Below are 18,192 nucleotides of genomic sequence, written 5' to 3' on the forward strand. Positions count from 1 at the left end.
CCTTCTCAGCGCCGAGGGTGATCAGTATCCTGCGCACCTGCCGTGTTTCTGCTGCCCCTCAACGCGAACCGCCCATGCTTATCTGGAAGACCCGCCTGCTCAGCCTCATCGCCCTCACGCAACGCTACCCGGGGGTCGTGGCGGCATTCGGCTTCGTCTCCGGGGTGTGCAGCTTCATCCTGGTCGACCGGCAGGCGAAACTCGCCACGCTGATCGCCCTGGCGCTGCTGGTCAGTTGGCTCTGGTTGACGCTGGAAAGCCTGTTCACGCGGATAATCGCGCGCCTGTTCGGCCGCACGATACCGCAACCGCTGCTGCGCTATGCGACGCAGATGATCCACCAGGAGAGTCTGTTCTTCGTCTTGCCCTTCTTCCTCATCACCACCACCTGGAACAGCGGCCAGTCGCTGTTCACCGGCTTGCTGGCCGGCGCCGGGCTGATCACCATCATCGACCCGCTGTACAACAAGTGGCTCGCCCCGCGCCGCTGGTTGTATCTAGCGCTGCACACCCTGACGCTGTTCGCCGCGCTGCTGACGGCGCTGCCGATCATTCTGCACCTGACCACCGCGCAAAGTTACAAGCTGGCCCTGGGCACCGCGGTGCTGCTGTCGTTCCCCAGCCTGCTGGTGACCTTCCCGGTGCAGCGCTGGTGGCGCGGGCTGGCCTTGATCGGGCTGACCCTGGCCCTGGGTGGCGTGGGCTGGCTGGCGCGCTCGTGGGTACCGCCGGCCACGCTGTGGCTGACCGAGGTGGCGGTGACCACGCAACTGGATGACCACAGCCGCTCGCCGGGCAAAGGCCTCACCCGGGTGACGGCCGAGCGGATGCGCGCCCAGGGGCTGTATGCCTACACCGCGATCAACGCGCCGCGCGGCCTGGCGGAACGCATCTACCATGTCTGGCGCCACGACGGCGTGGAGGTGGATCGCATCGCCCTGGATATCCACGGTGGCCGCAAGGCGGGATACCGCGCCTGGACGCACAAGCAGAACTTCCCCGCGCGGCTCGGCGGCGACTGGGAGGTGCGGGTGCTGACCGAGGATGGCCAGGTGATTGGCGTGCTGCGCTTCGAAGTGATTGAGCAGGCCGTGCCTGCATCGCCCTCAACCGCTCAGCCGAAGAACCAGTAGCAGACCGCAATCGAGGCCAGCACCCCCACCAGGTCGGCGAACAGCGCGCAGCCGACCGCGTGGCGAGCACGCTGGAGGCCGACCGAGCCGAAGTACACGGCCAGCACGTAGAAGGTGGTCTCGGTGCTGCCCTGCATGGTCGCCGCGACCAGGGCCGGGAAACTGTCGACGCCCTGGCTCTGCATGGTCTCGATCAGCATGGCGCGCGCCGCGCTGCCGGAAAAAGGTTTGACCAGGCCGGTGGGCAGCGCCTCGACGAAGCGGGTGTCCCAACCCAGGCCCTCGACGCACCAGCGAATGCCGTCGAGCAGCACATCCAGCGCGCCGGACGCGCGCAGCACGCCCACCGCGCAGAGCATGGCGACCAGGTAGGGCAGCAGATTCTTCGCCACCTCGAAACCTTCCTTGGCGCCTTCGACGAAGCTCTCGTAGACCGGCACCCGTTTCAGCGCGCCCATCAGCAGGAAGCTCAGGATCAGGCCGAACAGCGTGAGGTTGCCGAGCAGAGAGGACAGCGCCGTCAGCGCGGTCGCGGACAGGCCGGCGAGGATCGCCATAAAACCGCCGAGCAGCAGCGCGCCACCGCCGAACCAGGCCAGCATCACCGGGTCCCAGAGCCGCAGGCGCTGCATCAAGGCCACCGCGAGCAGCGCGCTCAGGGTGGACACGCTGTTGGCCAGCAGGATAGGCAGAAACACCAGGGCCGGGTCTTCGGCTCCCGCCTGGGCCCGATACATGAAGATCGACACCGGCAGCAGGACGAACGAGGAGGCGTTCATCACCATAAACAACACCTGCGCGTTGCTCGCGGAGGTAGCGCTGGGGTTCAGCTCCTGCAGGGACTTCATGGCTTTCAGGCCGATCGGCGTGGCGGCGTTGTCCAGCCCCAGGCCATTGGCGGTGAAACTCAGGGTGACCAGCCCAAGCGCCGGATGCCCCCGCGGCACCTCCGGCATCAGGCGGGCGAACAGCGGGCCGAGCAGCCGCGCCAGCACATCCACCAGGCCGGCCTTCTCGGCGATGCGCAAAAAGCCCAGCCAGAGGGTCAGGGTGCCGAACAGCAGGACCATCACCTCCACCGACAGCTTGGCCATGGCGAACAGGCTTTCGACCATCGCGGCGAAGACGCCCGGATCGCCGCCGATCCAGCGCACCACTGCAGCCACTGCGGCCACTACGAAAAAGCTCAGCCATAAGCCGTTGAGCATGATCAGTCCCCCTGGTTTGCCGCGGATGATAGCGGTGCGGGCCAGCCCGACGCCAGAAACGCCAAGGCCCCGGGATTAGCCAGGGGAATAAGTGCTGCTCGGCAGCCCGGCCAATTAAGTCACAACGCAGTGCCAACCTGGTGCGACGCCCCTGGCGTCAGGCCCCGAGCCTCAGCGCTGCCGGTTCAGGGTCAGCAGCAGTGCGGCGGTTTGCGCATCCGGCTCGCCATCGAAGCGCGTCGGCCGGTAGTGCAGCTGGAACGCGGCCAGCATATGGCGGGTGGCCACATCCAGCTCGCCGGTCTGCGGCGCGGCATACCCCAGGGTCACCAGTTGTTGCTGGAACCAGCCGATGCTCGGCAGCTTGAGCGCGAACAACGCCTGCTGCCGGGCCACCGCCTGGGCATCCGGCCAGACTCCCAGCCCGGCAGCGGCCAGGCGCTGCCAAGGAAACAGCGGCCCCGGATCGAGCTTGCGCAGCGGGGCAATGTCGCTGTGGCCGAGGATGTGTCTGGGCTCGATGTTGTAGCGCTTGACGAGGTCCTTGAGCAGGGCGATCAGCGCCTCGATCTGCGCCTCCGAATAGGGGTGCCAAACCCGCCCATTCGGGGTGTCCTCATAGCCCTCATTGACCAGCTCGATGCCGATCGAACTAGCATTCAGCCAGGTGCGGCCCTGCCACTCGCTTTCACCGGCATGCCAGGCGCGCCGACTTTCATCGACCAGCCGGTAGATGGTCGGCGGTGCGGCGCCGATCAGGTAGTGACTGCTGACTTCGCCCTGGGTCAGCAACTGCAACGAGCGCGCAAGCCCGGTCGAGGTGTAATGCAGGATGACGAACTGCACGCGGCTGTCTTGATTGACCGAAGGGTGGCTGGTGTCGATCCGCGGACCGCTGGCACAACCGGCCAGCAGGGCAAGCATGAGAACAAGCGAGAAGATTTTCATCGGCTGATAAGCAAGAGGCTCTGCACGTTATCCAACAACTTTCCAGCACCGGGCGGCGTCAGTCATGCCGGCGATCCGCAAGGGCCGTGTTCGGCCTCGCTGGCGCAGCGCGGCCGAGGCTCTCGGGCAGGCGAATCTCGACCGCCACCGGTAGATGATCGGAAATCGGCTGAGCCAGCACCCGCACGCTCTCCAAGGTCAGGCTGGAACTCAGCAGGATATGGTCGAGGCAGCGCCGCGGCCGCCAACTGGGGAAGGTCGCCTCCACCTGCGGCGCCAACAGCCCCAGATCGCGCAACGGCGAATGCAGCAGCAGGTCGGTGGCATGGGTGTTCATGTCGCCCATCAGCACCTGATGCCGATAACCGCCGATCAGCTCGCGGATATAGGCCAGTTGCCGGGTACGCGTCCGCGGCCCCAGCGACAGGTGCATCATCACCACCACCAGCGCCTCGACGCCTTCGCCGAAGCGCAACAGGATCGCCCCCCGCCCAGGCGGGCCGGGCAGCGGATGATCCTCCAAGAGCGTCGGCTGCAAGCGACTGAGCACCCCATTGCTGTGCTGCGCGAGGTGCCCGAGATTGCGATTGAGTTGCTGGTACCAGTAGGGAAAGGCGCCCAGTTGGGCGAGGTGTTCGACCTGATTGACGTAGCCCGAACGCAGGCTGCCGCCATCTACCTCTTGCAAGGCGACCAGATCGTAGTCGCCGAGCAGCGCACCGATGCGTTGCAGATTAGCGGCGCGCTCCGGATGCGGTAGCAGATGCTGCCAACCGCGGGTCAGGTAATGCCGGTAGCGCTCGGTGCTATTGCCCACCTGGATATTGAAACTGAGCAGCCGCAGTCGACCGTCCGCGGGCAGGCCGCTGGAATCCATGCAGTGCGGGTTGACCTGCGGGTTGCGCAAGCCAGCCACACGTTCGCTACCCCAACGGCGCAGCATGGCCGCTTACTGCGCGGCGCGTTCTTTGGCGATCAGCTGATCGGCCACATCCAGCGCTTGCTCCGGGCCACCGGAAGAGCTGATGTCGAAACGGTACTTGCCGTTGACGATCAACACCGGCACGCCACTGATCTGATAAGCCATGGCCAGCTTCTTGGCCTTCTCCATCTGGCCCTTCACGGCGAAGGAGTTGTAGGTGCCGAGGAACTTCTCCTTGTCGATGCCCTGGGTGGCGAGGAACTCGGCCATCTCCTCGGGAGTCGCGAGTTTCTTGCCGTCCTTCTGGATGGCCTCGAAGATCGCGGCGTGAACCTTGTGCTCGACCTGCATCGACTCGAGGGTGATGAACAGCTGGCCGTGGACATTCCACAGGCCGCCGAACAGGGCCGGGATGCGGATGAAGTTGACGTCTTCCGGCAGCTTCTCGATCCACGGATTGAGGGTCGGCTCGAAATGGTAGCAATGCGGGCAGCCGTACCAGAACAGTTCCACCACTTCGATCTGGCCAGGCTTGGAGACCGGGACCGGGCTGCTCAGCTCGACATACTGCTTGCCCGCTTGAATCGGCTCCGCAGCGTGGGCGGTCATCCCGAACAGGCTCGCAGTCGCGAGGGCGGCACTGAAAATCAGGTTACGCATGCTTTACTCCTTGGCAGATAAGACTCGCCCCCTGGCGAACTAAATTTCGACCGACGGCCTTGAGGCTGGTTCCCGCCATTGTAACGGCGGCGCCAATGAAAAAGGGTGGCCTTCGCCACCCTTTTCCTTCCGCTCATCCGTGCCTGATACCGCCTTGGCTTTAGAGCCTGTTCTTAGTGCAAGCCCTGGATATAGCTGGACACTGCGGCGATGTCCTTGTTGCTCAGTTTGGCCGCGATACTGCGCATGACCAGGCTGTCGCCGTCGTTGGTACGCTCGCCTTCGCGGAAATTAGTCAGCTGCTTAGCCACGTAGGTCGCGTGCTGACCGCCCAGTTGCGGGAAGCCTGCCGCGGCGTTGCCCGCGCCATTGGGCGAGTGGCAACCGGTGCAGGCCGGCATGCCTTGATCGAGTTTGCCGCCGCGGAACAGCGCTTCACCCCGCGCAACCAGTTTGGGATCGGCCGCGCCGACGCTCATCTTCTGGCTGGCGAAGTACGCCGCGATGTCCTGCAAGTCTTCATCGCTGACATTGGTCAGCAGACCGGTCATTTCCAGCACCTGACGGTTGCCGGACTTGATGTCGTGCATTTGCTTGAGCAGGTAACGCTCGCCCTGGCCCGCCAGTTTCGGGAAGTTCGGCGCCGGGCTGTTGCCATCGGCCCCGTGGCAGGCGCCACACACAGCGGCTTTGCCCTGACCGGCAGTAGCGTCGCCTGCGGCGTGAGCCATACCGGAGATGCCCAGGGTCAACAGCAGACTCACGAGTACTTTGTTCATCAGCTAATCCAATTACGGCTAAGGGGAGAGAAAATCAACGCGAGCTTACTTGCTCATCCATTCGATGACGGCTTGGTAATCCTCGGCGCTACAGTCGGTGCACAGGCCGCCTGGCGGCATGGCGTTAAAACCTTTGGTGACGTGCTGCACCAGCGTGTCCATGCCTTGGGCCAAACGCGGCTCCCAGGCGGCCTTGTCGCCTTTTTTCGGCGCCATTGGCAGCTGTCCGTTATGGCAAGCAGCACAAGCGCGGTTGTACACCGCCTCCGGGTCCTGGGCCGCCTGAACGTTCAAGGACAACACTAGGGCACCGGCAGCCAGCAGCAACATCTTCATCAGATCGACCTCATCAGGGAGGAAAGCGTCCTGCGTTCTTATGCGCAGAATCTCTAAATCGTTCCCGCAAATACCTGTCCAGGCGCGGGACAAAGCGCACACAAAATCTGCGGCATTATATACTGGCGTCACTGAAACGGAAACGACACCGCATGCCGGGCCAACCGCTGGCACCGCCCTCACCGGAAAATTCGATGCAACCTAAGAATCCCATCATCGGTCTGTGCCAACAGGCTGCCTTTATGATCAGCGCCGCCAAAGTCGACCAGTGCCCGGACGATGAAGGCTACGAAGTCGCCTTCGCCGGGCGTTCCAACGCCGGCAAATCCAGCGCCCTGAACACCCTGACCCACGCCAGTCTGGCGCGCACCTCGAAGACCCCTGGGCGTACCCAGCTGCTGAACTTCTTCCGCCTGGACGACGAGCGCCGCCTGGTCGATCTACCCGGTTATGGCTACGCCAAGGTGCCGATCCCGCTCAAACTGCACTGGCAGCGCCACCTGGAAGCTTACCTGGGCAGCCGCCGCAGCCTGTCTGGGTTGATGCTGATGATGGACATCCGCCACCCGCTGACCGAGTTCGACCGGCTGATGCTCGACTGGTCCGCCGCCAGCCAGATGCCCATGCACATCCTGCTGACCAAGGCCGACAAACTGGCCTTCGGCGCGGCGAAAAACGCCCTGCTCAAGGTGCAGCAGGATCTGCGTAAAGGCTGGGGCGAGGGGATCAGTATTCAGCTGTTCTCGGCGCCGAAACGCCAAGGCATCGAAGAGGCGCAAGCCGTGCTAGCGCGCTGGCTGCAGTTGGAAGAGCGCACGCCCGCAGAGTAAATCGCAGGCAAAAAAAACCCCGAGCATCATATGGGGAGGGAGAGGCTCGGGGTTTAAGGTCTGAACCGCTAGGGCGGGGTTCAGAGATCTGCCAACACTTAACACCACATTAGGAGCACCGAAGGGCTTCATCAGCCATTCTTAAGCTGTGACTCCCGCCTCCGGCAGAAAGTTCAGAGGCTTTTTAAAACCTCTTCGCAATAAGCAGGCTTCAGCTAAGCCCCTAAAGTTTTAAAACGCCGACAGCGCTGCGACCATATGCCGCAGCCCGATTCTGCCGATTAGTGCGCCTCATCCCAATTCGCGCCGACCCCGACATCGACCAACAGCGGCACCGCCAGTTCGGCGGCGCCGCTCATGCACTGGCGGATCTGCTCACGCACCGGCTCGAGCAGATCCTCACGCACCTCCAGCACCAATTCATCGTGCACCTGCAGTATGACTTTGGCATCCAGCCCGGATTCGCCGAGCCAATTGTCCACCGCGACCATCGCGCGCTTGATGATGTCCGCGGCGGTGCCCTGCATCGGCGCGTTGATCGCCGTGCGCTCGGCGCCCTTGCGCAGGCCGGCGTTCTTCGAGTGAATCTCCGGTAGATACAGGCGGCGCCCGAACAGGGTCTCGACATAGCCCTGCTCGCCCGCCTGCTCGCGGGTGCGCTCCATATAGGCCAACACCCCCGGATAACGCGCGAAGTAACGGTCGATATAGGCCTGCGACTGCTTACGGTCGACGCCGATCTGCTTGGCCAGCCCGAAAGCGCTCATGCCGTAGATCAGCCCGAAGTTGATCGCCTTGGCGCTGCGGCGCTGGTCGGTGGTGACCTGCTCCAGCTCGACGCCGAAGACTTCCGCCGCCGTCGCGCGGTGGACATCGAGGTTATTGCGGAAGGCGTGCAGCAGCCCTGCGTCCTGGGCCAGGTGGGCCATGATCCGCAGCTCGATCTGCGAATAGTCGGCCGCCAGCAGCTTGTAGCCGGCCGGAGCGATGAAGGCCTGGCGAATGCGCCGGCCTTCGGCGGTGCGGATCGGGATGTTCTGCAGGTTCGGGTCACTGGAGGACAGCCGCCCGGTCGCCGTCACCGCCTGATGGTAGGAGGTGTGGATACGCCCGGTCCGCGGGTTGATCTGCTCCGGCAGGCGGTCGGTGTAGGTGCTCTTCAGCTTGCTCAGCGAGCGGTACTGCATCAGCACCTTGGGCAGCGGGTAATCCTGCTCGGCCAAGTCGGCGAGCACCGCCTCGGCGGTCGAAGCCTGGCCTTTGGCGGTCTTGCTCAACACCGGCAGACCGAGCTTCTCGTAGAGGATCACGCCGAGCTGTTTGGGCGAGCTGAGGTTGAACTCCTCACCGGCGATGGCGAAGGCTTCGCGCTCCAATTGCACCAGCTTCTCGCCCAGTTCATGGCTCTGGATGCCGAGCAGCTTGGCGTCGACCAGCGCGCCCTGCCGCTCGATCCGCGCCAGCACCGGCACCAGCGGCATTTCGATCTCGGTCAGCACCTTGGCCAGGCTCGGCACGGCCGTAAGCTTCTGCCACAAGGTCTGATGCAGCCGCAGGGTCACGTCGGCATCTTCGGCGGCGTAGGGACCGGCCTGCTCCAGAGCGATCTGGTCGAAGCGCAGCTGCTTGGCGCCCTTGCCGGCAATCGCTTCGAAATGGATGGTGCTATGGCCGAGGTATTTCAGCGCCAGGCTGTCCATGTTGTGGCGGGTGGCGGTCGAGTCCAGCACATAGGATTCGAGCATGCTATCGAAGGCCACGCCTTGCACATTGATGCCGTTCTGCGGGTCGCCGCCGATGGCGCAATTGGCCAGCACGTTGATGTCGTACTTGGCGTGCTGCCCGACCTTGGCTTTGCGCGGGTCTTCCAGCAGCGGCTTGAGCGCCTTGAGCACCGTGTCGCGATCGAGCTGCGCCGGCACGCCCATATAGGAGTGGGTCAGGGGCACATAGGCGGCTTCATGGGCAGTGACCGCGAAGGAGACGCCGACCAGTTGCGCCTGTTGCGCGTCGAGGCCGGTGGTCTCGGTGTCGAAGGCGAACAGCTCGGCCTGTTTCAGCTTGTCCAGCCAGGCCTCGAAACGCGCGGGCTCGAGCAGGGTTTCGTACTGAGTTTCGGCTGGCGCGGGGCTCTGCGGGCTATCCGCTGCTTCGCCGGCAGCGGGCTGTTCCACACTGGCCGGACTGCTCAGTGCAGCCGGCGCCGCCTGATCGAACAGGCCTCCGGCGCGGATCGACTCGGCGCCGGCCGCCTTGGCCTCGCGCTGCACCTCCTCCTGCCAGCTCTTGAATTCCAGTTCGGCATACAGCTCGGCCAGGGCGGCACTATCCGCGGCGCCAGGGTGCAAGTCGTCGATCTGCACATCCAGCGGCACATCGAGCTTGATCGTCGCCAGTTGATAGGACAGGTAGGCCATCTCGCGGTGTTCGGCGAGTTTGGCCGGCAGCGTCTTGGCGCCGCGAATCGGCAGCCCCGGGACTTTGTCGAGGTTGGCGTAGAGCACGTCCAGACCACCGCCGACCCCCACCAGCAGCCCTAACGCGGTCTTTTCACCGACCCCGGGCACCCCCGGAATGTTGTCGACCTTGTCGCCCATCAGCGCCAGGTAGTCGATGATCAGCTCGGGACCGACGCCGAATTTCTCTTTCACGCCATCCATGTCGTAGCGGCTACCGGTCATGGTGTTGACCAGGGTAACGTGCGGGCAGACCAGCTGCGCCATGTCCTTGTCGCCGGTGGAGATCACCACGTCACGGCCGGCGGCGGCGCTTTGCCGGGCCAGGGTGCCGATCACATCATCGGCCTCTACCCCCTCGACGCAGAGCAATGGAAACCCGAGGGCACGCACGCTGGCATGCAGCGGCTCGACCTGCACCCGCAACTCATCCGGCATCGACGGGCGATTGGCCTTGTACTCGGCATACAGCTCGTCACGGAAGGTCCCGCCCTTGGCGTCGAACACCACCGCGAAGGGGCTGTCCGGGTACTGCTTGCGCAGGCTCTTGAGCATGCTCAACACGCCCTTGACCGCGCCCGTAGGCAGGCCCTTGGACGTGGTCAGCGGCGGCAAGGCGTGGAAAGCGCGATACAGATAAGACGAACCGTCCACCAGGACTAAGGGAGCTTGTGACATGCGCAGAATCAACCTTTTCGACGGGGCCGGCGCTAGAATGACCGAACCATTGACGACAAAGGGACAAGGTTACCATGCGCACACTCAACCGCCTGTTGCTGGCCAGTTTGCTAGCGCTCAGCCCGGTCGCTGCCTTCGCCGAGGAGCCAGTGTCCGCCGAACCGGATGTGACCATTCGCCAAGACGGCGACAAGACCATCCAGGAATACCGGGTCAATGGCTTTCTGTACGCCATCAAGGTCATCCCGAAAGGCGGCAAACCGTATTTTCTGGTGCGGGCCGACGGCAGCGACGGCAATTTCATCCGCTCGGATTACCCCGACATGCTGATTCCCTCCTGGGAAATTTTCAGCTGGTAAGCGCCAGCCCATTTAGCCGTTAGGTCTGACCATGTCCGTATTCACGCCCCTCGAACGTACCGAGCTGGAAGCTTTTCTCGCGCCCTACGGGCTCGGCCGCCTGCGCGACTTTCAAGGCATCAGCGCCGGTAGCGAGAACAGCAACTTCTTTATCAGCCTGGAGCAGGGCGAGTTCGTCTTGACCCTGGTGGAGCGCGGCCCGATCCAGGATCTGCCGTTCTTTATCGAACTGCTCGACGTGCTGCACGCCGCCGGCCTGCCGGTGCCCTATGCCCTGCGCACCACCGCTGGCGAGGCGTTGCGCAGCCTGGCGGAGAAGCCGGCGCTGCTCCAGCCGCGCCTGCCCGGCAAGCATGTCAGCCAACCGAATGCCCACCACTGCAGCGAAGTCGGCAACCTGCTGGCACGTATGCATCTGGCCACCCACGCGCGGGTGCTGGAGCGCAAAAGCGATCGCGGCCTGGACTGGATGCTCAGCGAAGGCCCAAGCCTGGCGCTGCAACTGCCGGAACAGGAGCTGCCGCTGCTGCGTGACGCGCTGGCCGAGATCAGCGCACTCAAGACCCAGATCCAAGCACTGCCGCGGGCCAACCTGCATGCCGACGTGTTTCGCGACAACGTGCTGTTCGACGGCACCCACCTGGCCGGGCTGATCGACTTCTATAACGCCTGTTCGGGGCCGATGCTCTACGACCTGGCCATTGCCCTGAATGACTGGTGTTCGACGGCCGACGGCAGTCTCGATGCCCCGCGTGCCCGCGCCCTGCTCGGCGCCTATGCCGCGCTGCGGCCCTTCACGCCAGCCGAAGCGGAACTCTGGCCGGCCCTGCTGCGCATTGCCTGCGTGCGCTTCTGGCTGTCCCGGCTGATCGCCGCCGAATCCTTCGCCGGCCAGGCGGTGCTGATCCATGATCCGGCGGAGTTCCAGCGGCGCCTGGCGCAGCGCCAGCAGGTCAGCTTGCCGCTGCCGTTCGCGCTGTAGGGCGCACTCGCCCGCAGGGCAGTGCGCCAAATGCGGCGGGCTGCCGCTGCGCGGCGAGGCCGCCCTACGCTGGCTACAAGTGCCGCCAGGCGCCGCCACTTGCCTGCCCGATGGGCCGGCACTCACGCCACCTACAAGTCTTCCAGGCAACCGGCCAGGCCACTGGCCAGGTTTTCCAGCAATGCCTCATAGCCCGTGGCCTCCACCGGCAACGCAGCACCCATGGCATCCAACTCAGCCAGGCGCACCGGCAAACCGGCGCTAAGGGTTTGCGCCAGCCGCGGGCGCAGCGGCGGCTCGCTGAACACGCAGGTCGCACCCACCTGCTGCAAACGCGCGCGCATCGCCGCGACATGCTGCGCCCCCGGCTGCACCTCGCTGGCCACGCTGAACACCCCAGCGTGCTGCAGGCCATAGGCGGCCTCGAAATAATCGTAGGCTTCGTGGAACACGAAGTAGGGCTTGCCGGCGATGCCGGCCAGACGCGCTTGCAAGCGCTGATCCAAGGCCGTCAGGCGCTCGCCGAACGCCTCGAGGTTGGCCTGATAGCGCGCGGCATTGGCCGGGTCGGCGGCCGCCAGGTCGGCGGCCATCCGCGCGGCGATCACCCGCGCATTGGCCGGCAGCAGCCACAGATGCGCGTCCAGCGTGCCTGGGCGGTGTTCATGATCGTGCTCATCCGCAGCATCCGCAGCCTCCGCATGCGCCGCCGAATCCTCGCCAAAATGCCGCAGGCTCAAACCCGGCAAGCCTTGCACGGCCACGCTGGGCAGGCTGCGGCCCTGCAGCACGCGGGGCAGGAAGCCTTCCATATCCGGGCCGATCCAATACAGCAGCTCGACCTCGCGCACTCGCCGCACATCCGACGGGCGCAAGGCATAGTGGTGCGGTGAGGCGCCCGGTGGCAGCAACACCTCTGGCGTGCCGACCCCCTCCTGCACCGCCGCTGCAATCAGTTGCAGGGGCTTGATGCTGGTCAGCAGGCGCACCTGCGCCTGGGCCGAAGCCGCGCAGAGGACAAAAAACAGCAGGGCGAGCAAACGCGACACGGGAGCACACTCCGCAGCGAAAGAGTTATAGAATAACGTCTCTTTCACCAGCCGTCGCCGCCCATGATCCTGACCCCCCTGGCTTCCCGCCCCCACGATCACTCCCATTGCGTGCATAACGCCCTGGCAGAAGCCGACGCCATCTGCGCCCGCCTGGGTCTGCGCCTGACCACCCTGCGTCGGCGGGTGCTGGAGCTGGTCTGGCAGAGCCACAAGCCGCTGGGCGCCTACGACATTCTCGGCGTGCTGACCGAAGAAGATGGCCGGCGTGCCGCGCCGCCGACTGTCTATCGGGCGCTGGATTTCCTGCTGGAAAACGGTCTGGTGCATCGCATCGCCTCGCTCAACGCCTTCGTCGGCTGCAACCACCCGGAACACGCCCATCAAGGCCAGTTCCTGATCTGTCGCAGCTGCCACGCGGCGATCGAGCTGGAACAGTTGGCGATCAGCGCAGCGATTGTCGCCAGCGCCAACGCCGTTGGCTTTGCGGTGGAAGGCCAGACGGTCGAAGTCGTCGGCCTGTGCGCCGGCTGCCGGAAAGCCGAATGAGCAATGCACTGATCCGCCTTCAGGGCGTTGGCGTCAGCTTCGCCGGGCAGAGCGTGCTGAAGGATGTGCAGCTCAGCGTGCACCCGGGGGAAATCGTCACCCTGATCGGCCCCAACGGCGCCGGTAAGACCACCCTGGTGCGCGCCGTGCTCGGCCTGCTGAAAACCGAGGTCGGCAGCGTCTGGCGCAAGCCGAAACTGCGCATCGGCTATATGCCGCAGAAGCTCCATGTGGACGCCACCCTGCCGCTCTCGGTGCTGCGCTTTCTGCGCCTGGTGCCGGGCGTCGATCGTCCGCGCGCACTGGCCGCATTGGCCGAAGTCGGCGCCGAACAGGTGATCGACAGCCCGCTGCAAGGCATCTCCGGCGGCGAACTGCAGCGCGTGCTACTAGCCCGCGCGCTGCTGCGCGAACCGCAGCTGCTGGTGCTCGACGAACCGGTACAAGGCGTCGATGTGGCCGGCCAGGCCGATCTGTATCGGCTGATCACCCGCCTGCGCGACCGCCACGGCTGCGGCGTGCTGATGGTCTCCCACGACCTGCATCTGGTGATGAGCACCACCGATCAGGTGGTCTGTCTGAACCGGCATGTCTGCTGCTCCGGCCATCCGGAACAGGTCAGTGGCGACCCGGCCTTCGTCGAACTGTTTGGTCAGGACGCCCAGGATTTGGCGATCTACCACCACCGCCACGACCACGCCCATGACCTGCACGGCGCCGTGGTCAATGAGCCGACGCCCGCCGGCCTGAGCATCCAGGGCCAGGTGCAGCCCCATGTTCATGGAGATGGCTGCAACCATGCCTGATTTTCTCCTCAACGCCCTGCTCGCCGGTTTGGCCCTGGCGCTGGTCGCCGGGCCGCTGGGCTCCTTCGTGGTCTGGCGGCGCATGGCCTATTTCGGCGACACCCTCGCGCATGCCGCGCTGCTCGGCGTGGCCCTCGGCCTGCTGCTCGACGTCAGCCCGACCCTGGCAGTGACGGTCGGCTGTGTGCTGCTTGCGGTGCTGCTGGTCACCCTGCAACAGCGCCAACCGCTGGCCTCCGACACCCTGCTGGGGATTCTCGCGCCGACCACCTTGTCACTGGGCCTGGTGGTACTGAGCTTTATGCGCGACGTGCGGATCGACCTGATGGGCTACCTGTTCGGCGACCTGCTCGCCGTCAGTCCCGGCGATCTGGCCTGGATTCTCGGCGGCAGCGCGCTGGTGCTGCTGACGTTGACCGCCCTGTGGCGGCCGCTGCTGGCGGTCACCGTGCATGAGGAACTGGCCAAGGTCGAGGGCCTGCCCATCGCCAGCCTGCGCCTGGCGTTGATGCTGTTGATCGCGGTGGTGATTGCCGTGGCGATGAAGATTGTCGGCGTGCTGCTGATTACCTCACTGCTGATCATTCCGGCCGCCGCCGCCCAACGCCATGCCCGCACGCCGGAACAGATGGCCTGCGGCGCCAGCCTGCTGGGCTTGCTGGCCGTCTGCGCAGGCTTGGCGCTGTCCTGGTTCAAGGACACGCCGGCCGGGCCGTCGATCGTGGTCGCGGCGGCGGCGCTGTTCCTGTTGAGCTTCGCTCTGCCGCGCCGTACCGCGTAGCGGCGACGGAGCACGGCGCCAAGGCGCACGCCAGCCGAGGTTTGGTTCCAGCCCCTCACGGGGTGTAGACTCGCGTGTTTTGCGCCATCTGAGAGTTGCAGGAATGAAGCCGTTCGCCTCCCGTTGTCTGCCCATTGTGGCGATTTCCCTGCTGTTAGCCGCATGCCAGAGCCCGTCGAACAACACTGTGGTGCCGACCGATGAGCTGATCACGGCGTTCCGCCAGTTGGACCAGAGCCTGGCCAGCGGCCAACTGAGCGAGGCCGAAAGCCAACTCGGCGCGTTGCAACAGCGCGCCGTCGGCGATACCCGCCTGGAACAGTACCAGCGCCAGCTGGCCGAGGCCTATCTGCAGCAAGGCCAGAACGCGCTGCAACAAGGCGATCTGGATAGCGCCGCCAAGGCCCTGAGCCATGCCCGCGGTTTTATGCCGCAAGCCCCGGCACTGACCACCGGCCTGGATAGCGCCATCGCCCAGGCGCGTACCGCCGAGCTGAGCGCCGCCGAGCAGGCCCGCAGCCGCGCGGTGCAAGCCGCCGCCAGTGACGCGGCCGCGCGTACCGAACAGGCCCGGCAACAGCGCCTGGCCGCCGAGCGCCAAGCCGCCGCCAGCCAACCGCCCAGCACCGCGCCGACGACAACGCCCGCCGTGCCGCCGAGCAAACCGCTGGCCCGCTTGATCGACCCGGCGGCCAGCAGCAGCGCGATCCCCCTGCCGATGCTGGACACCCAGGACAACGAACGCCTGCGCAGCCTGCTCGATGCGGTCGCCGCCGATGTCGTGGCGTTTAACTGCACGGTGCGCATCGAAGTCCGCCAGGCCAAGGATTTCCCTTGGGTGGCCGCCTTGCTCTCGGCGCGAATCAAGAAAATCGACCCGAACTTCAGCCCGCGCCTGTCGCAGCTAATCAAGCCGGGGCAAGTGCCGCGCCTGCTGCTCAGCCCGCAGCGCAAGGGTTGACGAAGGCGTGGGAGCGGCCCATGGCCGCGACCGACCCGAGAGCTCATATTGGCTTGTTGGCTTGGTCTCGCGGTCATGGATCGCTCTTGCGTCGGCCCTAATACGCTTTCGCTATAGCCATAGGCCTATAAAGATTTTTGCGGCCTATTAAGTGCCGGCTAGACTAGCGCCCCCTCATGCCTACCCGGCAGACCGAAAAACCCAAAAGGTTTAACCCGTGATCGACTTCCACCACGTCCACAAGGCGTACCGCGTCAGTGGGCGCGACATTCCGGCCCTGCAGCCCACCGACCTGAGCATCGCCCGCGGTGAAGTGTTCGGCATCATCGGCCACTCCGGCGCCGGCAAGAGTACCCTGCTGCGCCTGATCAACCGCCTCGAAGAGCCGTCCGGCGGACGCATCCAGATCGACGGTGAAGACGTCACCGCGCTGGACGCCAAGGGCCTGCGGCGCTTCCGCCAACAGGTCGGGATGATCTTCCAGCACTTCAATCTGCTCGCCTCGAAAAGCGTCGCCGACAACGTCGCCCTGCCTTTGAAGCTGGCCGGCGAGCTGTCGCGCCGCGACATCGAGCAACGGGTTGCCGAGCTGCTCGAACGGGTCGGCCTCGGCGAGCACGCGAAGAAGTACCCGGCGCAACTGTCCGGCGGGCAGAAACAGCGCGTCGGCATCGCCCGCGCGCTGGCGACCCAGCCGAAGATCCTGCTGTGCGACGAGGCCACCAGCGCCCTCGACCCACAAACCACGGCCTCGGTGCTGGAGCTGCTGGCGCAGATCAACCGCGAGCTGAACCTGACCATAGTGCTGATCACCCACGAGATGGACGTGATCCGCCGGGTCTGCGATCGCGTGGCGGTGATGGACGCCGGGGTGATAGTCGAGCAAGGCCCGGTGTCTGAAGTGTTCCTGCATCCGCAACAGCCGACCACCAAGCGCTTCGTGCTGGAAGACGAACAGATCGATGAGAGCGAGCAGCGCGACGATTTCGCCCATGTCCCGGGGCGCATCTTGCGCCTGACCTTCCAGGGTGAAGCGACCTATGCGCCGCTGCTCGGCACCGTGGCGCGGGAGACCGGGGTGGATTACAGCATCCTCGCCGGGCGCATCGACCGCATCAAGCAAACCCCTTACGGTCAACTGACACTGGCCCTGACCGGTGGCAGTTTCGAGCAGGCCCTGGCGCGCTTCCAGGCTGCCGACGTGCATGTGGAGGTACTGCGCTGATGGATGCTCTTTTGGCCTTCTTCACCCACGTCGACTGGTATGAGATCTGGCTGGCGAGCCTCGACACCCTGTTGATGCTCGGCGGCTCGCTGCTGTTCACCATCCTGCTGGGGCTGCCACTGGGCGTGCTGTTGTTCCTCACCGGGCCGCGGCAGATGTTCGAGCAGAAGGCGCTGTATGCGCTGCTCTCGCTGGTGGTCAACGTGCTGCGCTCGCTGCCGTTCATCATCCTGCTGATCGTGATGATCCCCTTCACTGTGCTGCTGACCGGCACCTCGCTGGGCGTGGCCGGCGCCATTCCGCCACTGGTGGTCGGCGCCACACCCTTCTTCGCGCGGCTGGTGGAAACCGCGCTGCGCGAGGTCGATCGCGGGATCATCGAGGCGACCCAGGCGATGGGCGCCAGCACCCAGCAAATCATCCTGAATGCCTTGCTGCCGGAAGCCCGCCCAGGCATTTTCGCCGCCATTACCGTCACCGCCATCACGCTGGTGTCCTACACGGCGATGGCCGGCGTGGTCGGCGCCGGCGGCCTCGGCGACCTGGCGATCCGCTTCGGTTATCAGCGCTTCCAGACCGACGTGATGGTGGTCACCGTCGTACTGCTGCTGGTGCTGGTGCAGATTCTGCAAAGCCTCGGCGACAAGCTGGTGGTGCACTTCTCCAGGAAATAACAACCTCGGCTACATCAGCGGCTATCCGCCGCCCCGACTGACATCCCACAAGGAGCACACGATGAAAAAATTGCTAGCTGCCTTCGCCGCCGTGGCGGCGCTCTCCAATGCTGCCGCGGCTTTGGCCGCCCAGGCCGGCGAAACCCTGACCGTCGCCGCCACCCCGGTGCCGCACGCGGAAATCCTCGAGTTCATCAAGCCGGCCCTGGCCCAGCAGGGCGTCGAACTGAGGGTCAAGGTCTTCACCGACTACGTGCAGCCGAACGTGCAAGTGGCCGAGAAGCGCCTGGACGCCAACTTCTTCCAGCACCAGCCGTACCTGGATGAGTTCAACAAGAGCAAAGGCACCCAGCTGGTCAGCGTCGCCGGTGTCCACGTCGAACCCTTCGGCGCCTACTCGAGCAAGTTCAAGAGCCTGAGCGAACTGCCGCAGGGCGCCAGCGTAGTGATCCCCAACGACGCCACCAACGGCGGCCGGGCGTTGCTGCTGCTGGACAAAGTCGGCGTGATCAAGCTGCAGGACAACACCAGCATCACCGCCACGCCCAAGGACATCGTCGAGAACCCGAAAGCCATCAAGGTGCGCGAGCTGGAGGCCGCGACCCTGCCGCGCGTGCTCGGCCAAGTCGACCTGGCGTTGATCAATACCAACTACGCGCTGGAAGCCAAACTGAATCCGACCAAGGACGCCCTGGCCATCGAGGGCAGCGACTCGCCCTACGTCAATATCCTGGTCGCACGCCCGGACAACAAAGATTCCGCCGCCCTGCAGAAACTGGCCAAGGCGCTGAACAGCCCAGAGGTGAAGCAATTCATCCTGGAGAAGTACCAGGGTGCGATAGTACCGGCGTTCTGA

The 18,192-nt window shown here is 65.0% G+C and carries 19 protein-coding genes; 11 read left to right on the forward strand and 8 right to left on the reverse strand.

Going from position 1 to position 18,192, the window contains the following annotated elements:
* Window positions 1-74 precede the first annotated feature (74 nt).
* A complete protein-coding gene (locus tag FFS12_RS06375; protein ID WP_137886064.1) occupies window positions 75-1,133 on the forward strand; it encodes a DUF5924 family protein in 1,059 nt (352 codons plus the stop codon).
* Here the strand turns inward: FFS12_RS06375 and FFS12_RS06380 are convergent.
* The 6 genes from FFS12_RS06380 to FFS12_RS06405 all read right to left on the reverse strand — a co-directional run bounded on the left by FFS12_RS06380 (window position 1,115) and on the right by FFS12_RS06405 (window position 5,986).
* On the reverse strand, window positions 1,115-2,341 hold the full coding sequence (locus tag FFS12_RS06380; protein WP_137886065.1) for a nucleoside recognition domain-containing protein: 1,227 nt from the start codon (window positions 2,339-2,341) through the stop codon (window positions 1,115-1,117). The genes FFS12_RS06375 and FFS12_RS06380 overlap by 19 nt on opposite strands.
* 171 nt (window positions 2,342-2,512) lie before the next feature.
* Window positions 2,513-3,265: an N-acetylmuramoyl-L-alanine amidase gene (locus tag FFS12_RS06385; RefSeq protein ID WP_372239452.1), complete on the reverse strand. Its 753-nt coding sequence runs from the start codon at window positions 3,263-3,265 to the stop codon at window positions 2,513-2,515.
* 82 nt (window positions 3,266-3,347) lie between these two features.
* Window positions 3,348-4,232, reverse strand: a complete 885-nt coding sequence (locus tag FFS12_RS06390; RefSeq protein ID WP_171011829.1) for an endonuclease/exonuclease/phosphatase family protein — start codon at window positions 4,230-4,232, stop codon at window positions 3,348-3,350.
* 6 nt (window positions 4,233-4,238) lie between these two features.
* A complete protein-coding gene (locus FFS12_RS06395) occupies window positions 4,239-4,871 on the reverse strand; it encodes a thiol:disulfide interchange protein DsbA/DsbL (protein ID WP_137886067.1) in 633 nt (210 codons plus the stop codon).
* Between the two features lie 173 nt (window positions 4,872-5,044).
* Window positions 5,045-5,650, reverse strand: a complete 606-nt coding sequence (locus FFS12_RS06400) for a cytochrome c (protein WP_137886068.1) — start codon at window positions 5,648-5,650, stop codon at window positions 5,045-5,047.
* 45 nt (window positions 5,651-5,695) lie between these two features.
* Window positions 5,696-5,986, reverse strand: a complete 291-nt coding sequence (locus FFS12_RS06405; RefSeq protein ID WP_137817632.1) for a cytochrome c5 family protein — start codon at window positions 5,984-5,986, stop codon at window positions 5,696-5,698.
* Between the two features lie 194 nt (window positions 5,987-6,180).
* Between FFS12_RS06405 and yihA the strand changes: the two genes are divergently transcribed.
* Window positions 6,181-6,816, forward strand: coding sequence for a ribosome biogenesis GTP-binding protein YihA/YsxC (gene yihA / locus FFS12_RS06410; RefSeq protein WP_137886069.1), 636 nt, complete (start codon window positions 6,181-6,183; stop codon window positions 6,814-6,816).
* 281 nt (window positions 6,817-7,097) lie between these two features.
* On the opposite strand, the gene polA is transcribed toward yihA, so the two are convergent.
* Window positions 7,098-9,950, reverse strand: coding sequence for a DNA polymerase I (gene polA, locus FFS12_RS06415; protein WP_137886070.1), 2,853 nt, complete (start codon window positions 9,948-9,950; stop codon window positions 7,098-7,100).
* 74 nt (window positions 9,951-10,024) lie between these two features.
* On the opposite strand from polA, the gene FFS12_RS06420 reads away from it, so the two are divergent.
* Together FFS12_RS06420 and FFS12_RS06425 are read left to right on the forward strand one after the other, a co-directional pair.
* Window positions 10,025-10,309, forward strand: coding sequence for a DUF2782 domain-containing protein (locus FFS12_RS06420; protein ID WP_137886071.1), 285 nt, complete (start codon window positions 10,025-10,027; stop codon window positions 10,307-10,309).
* Window positions 10,310-10,340: 31 nt separating this feature from the next.
* Window positions 10,341-11,291 (forward strand): homoserine kinase, encoded by a 951-nt coding sequence (locus FFS12_RS06425; protein WP_137886072.1) that lies wholly within the window; start codon window positions 10,341-10,343, stop codon window positions 11,289-11,291.
* 131 nt (window positions 11,292-11,422) lie between these two features.
* Here FFS12_RS06425 and FFS12_RS06430 read toward each other — a convergent pair whose 3' ends face one another.
* On the reverse strand, window positions 11,423-12,340 hold the full coding sequence (locus FFS12_RS06430; protein ID WP_256657288.1) for a zinc ABC transporter substrate-binding protein: 918 nt from the start codon (window positions 12,338-12,340) through the stop codon (window positions 11,423-11,425).
* 63 nt (window positions 12,341-12,403) lie between these two features.
* Between FFS12_RS06430 and zur the strand changes: the two genes are divergently transcribed.
* The 7 genes from zur (at window position 12,404) to FFS12_RS06465 (ending at window position 18,192) form a co-directional block, all read left to right on the forward strand.
* Window positions 12,404-12,889, forward strand: coding sequence for a zinc uptake transcriptional repressor Zur (zur, locus tag FFS12_RS06435; protein WP_137886074.1), 486 nt, complete (start codon window positions 12,404-12,406; stop codon window positions 12,887-12,889).
* The gene (gene znuC / locus FFS12_RS06440; RefSeq protein ID WP_137886075.1) at window positions 12,886-13,695 is read left to right on the forward strand and encodes a zinc ABC transporter ATP-binding protein ZnuC; all 810 of its coding nucleotides are present in this window, start codon (window positions 12,886-12,888) and stop codon (window positions 13,693-13,695) included. Before zur ends, znuC begins: the two co-directional genes overlap by 4 nt.
* Window positions 13,688-14,476, forward strand: coding sequence for a zinc ABC transporter permease subunit ZnuB (gene znuB / locus FFS12_RS06445; RefSeq protein WP_137886076.1), 789 nt, complete (start codon window positions 13,688-13,690; stop codon window positions 14,474-14,476). The genes znuC and znuB overlap by 8 nt, the downstream gene beginning before the upstream one ends.
* A 103-nt stretch (window positions 14,477-14,579) precedes the next feature.
* Window positions 14,580-15,437, forward strand: coding sequence for a PA5502 family lipoprotein (locus tag FFS12_RS06450; protein WP_137886077.1), 858 nt, complete (start codon window positions 14,580-14,582; stop codon window positions 15,435-15,437).
* A 217-nt stretch (window positions 15,438-15,654) separates the two neighbouring features.
* A complete protein-coding gene (locus FFS12_RS06455; RefSeq protein ID WP_137886078.1) occupies window positions 15,655-16,662 on the forward strand; it encodes a methionine ABC transporter ATP-binding protein in 1,008 nt (335 codons plus the stop codon).
* Entirely contained in the window at window positions 16,662-17,336 is a 675-nt protein-coding gene (locus FFS12_RS06460; RefSeq protein ID WP_137817619.1) for a methionine ABC transporter permease, read from the forward strand. Before FFS12_RS06455 ends, FFS12_RS06460 begins: the two co-directional genes overlap by 1 nt.
* Window positions 17,337-17,397: 61 nt before the next feature.
* On the forward strand, window positions 17,398-18,192 hold the full coding sequence (locus FFS12_RS06465; RefSeq protein ID WP_137886079.1) for a MetQ/NlpA family ABC transporter substrate-binding protein: 795 nt from the start codon (window positions 17,398-17,400) through the stop codon (window positions 18,190-18,192).

Source organism: Pseudomonas sp. 2FE (genome assembly GCF_005503735.1).
Lineage (GTDB): Bacteria > Pseudomonadota > Gammaproteobacteria > Pseudomonadales > Pseudomonadaceae > Aquipseudomonas.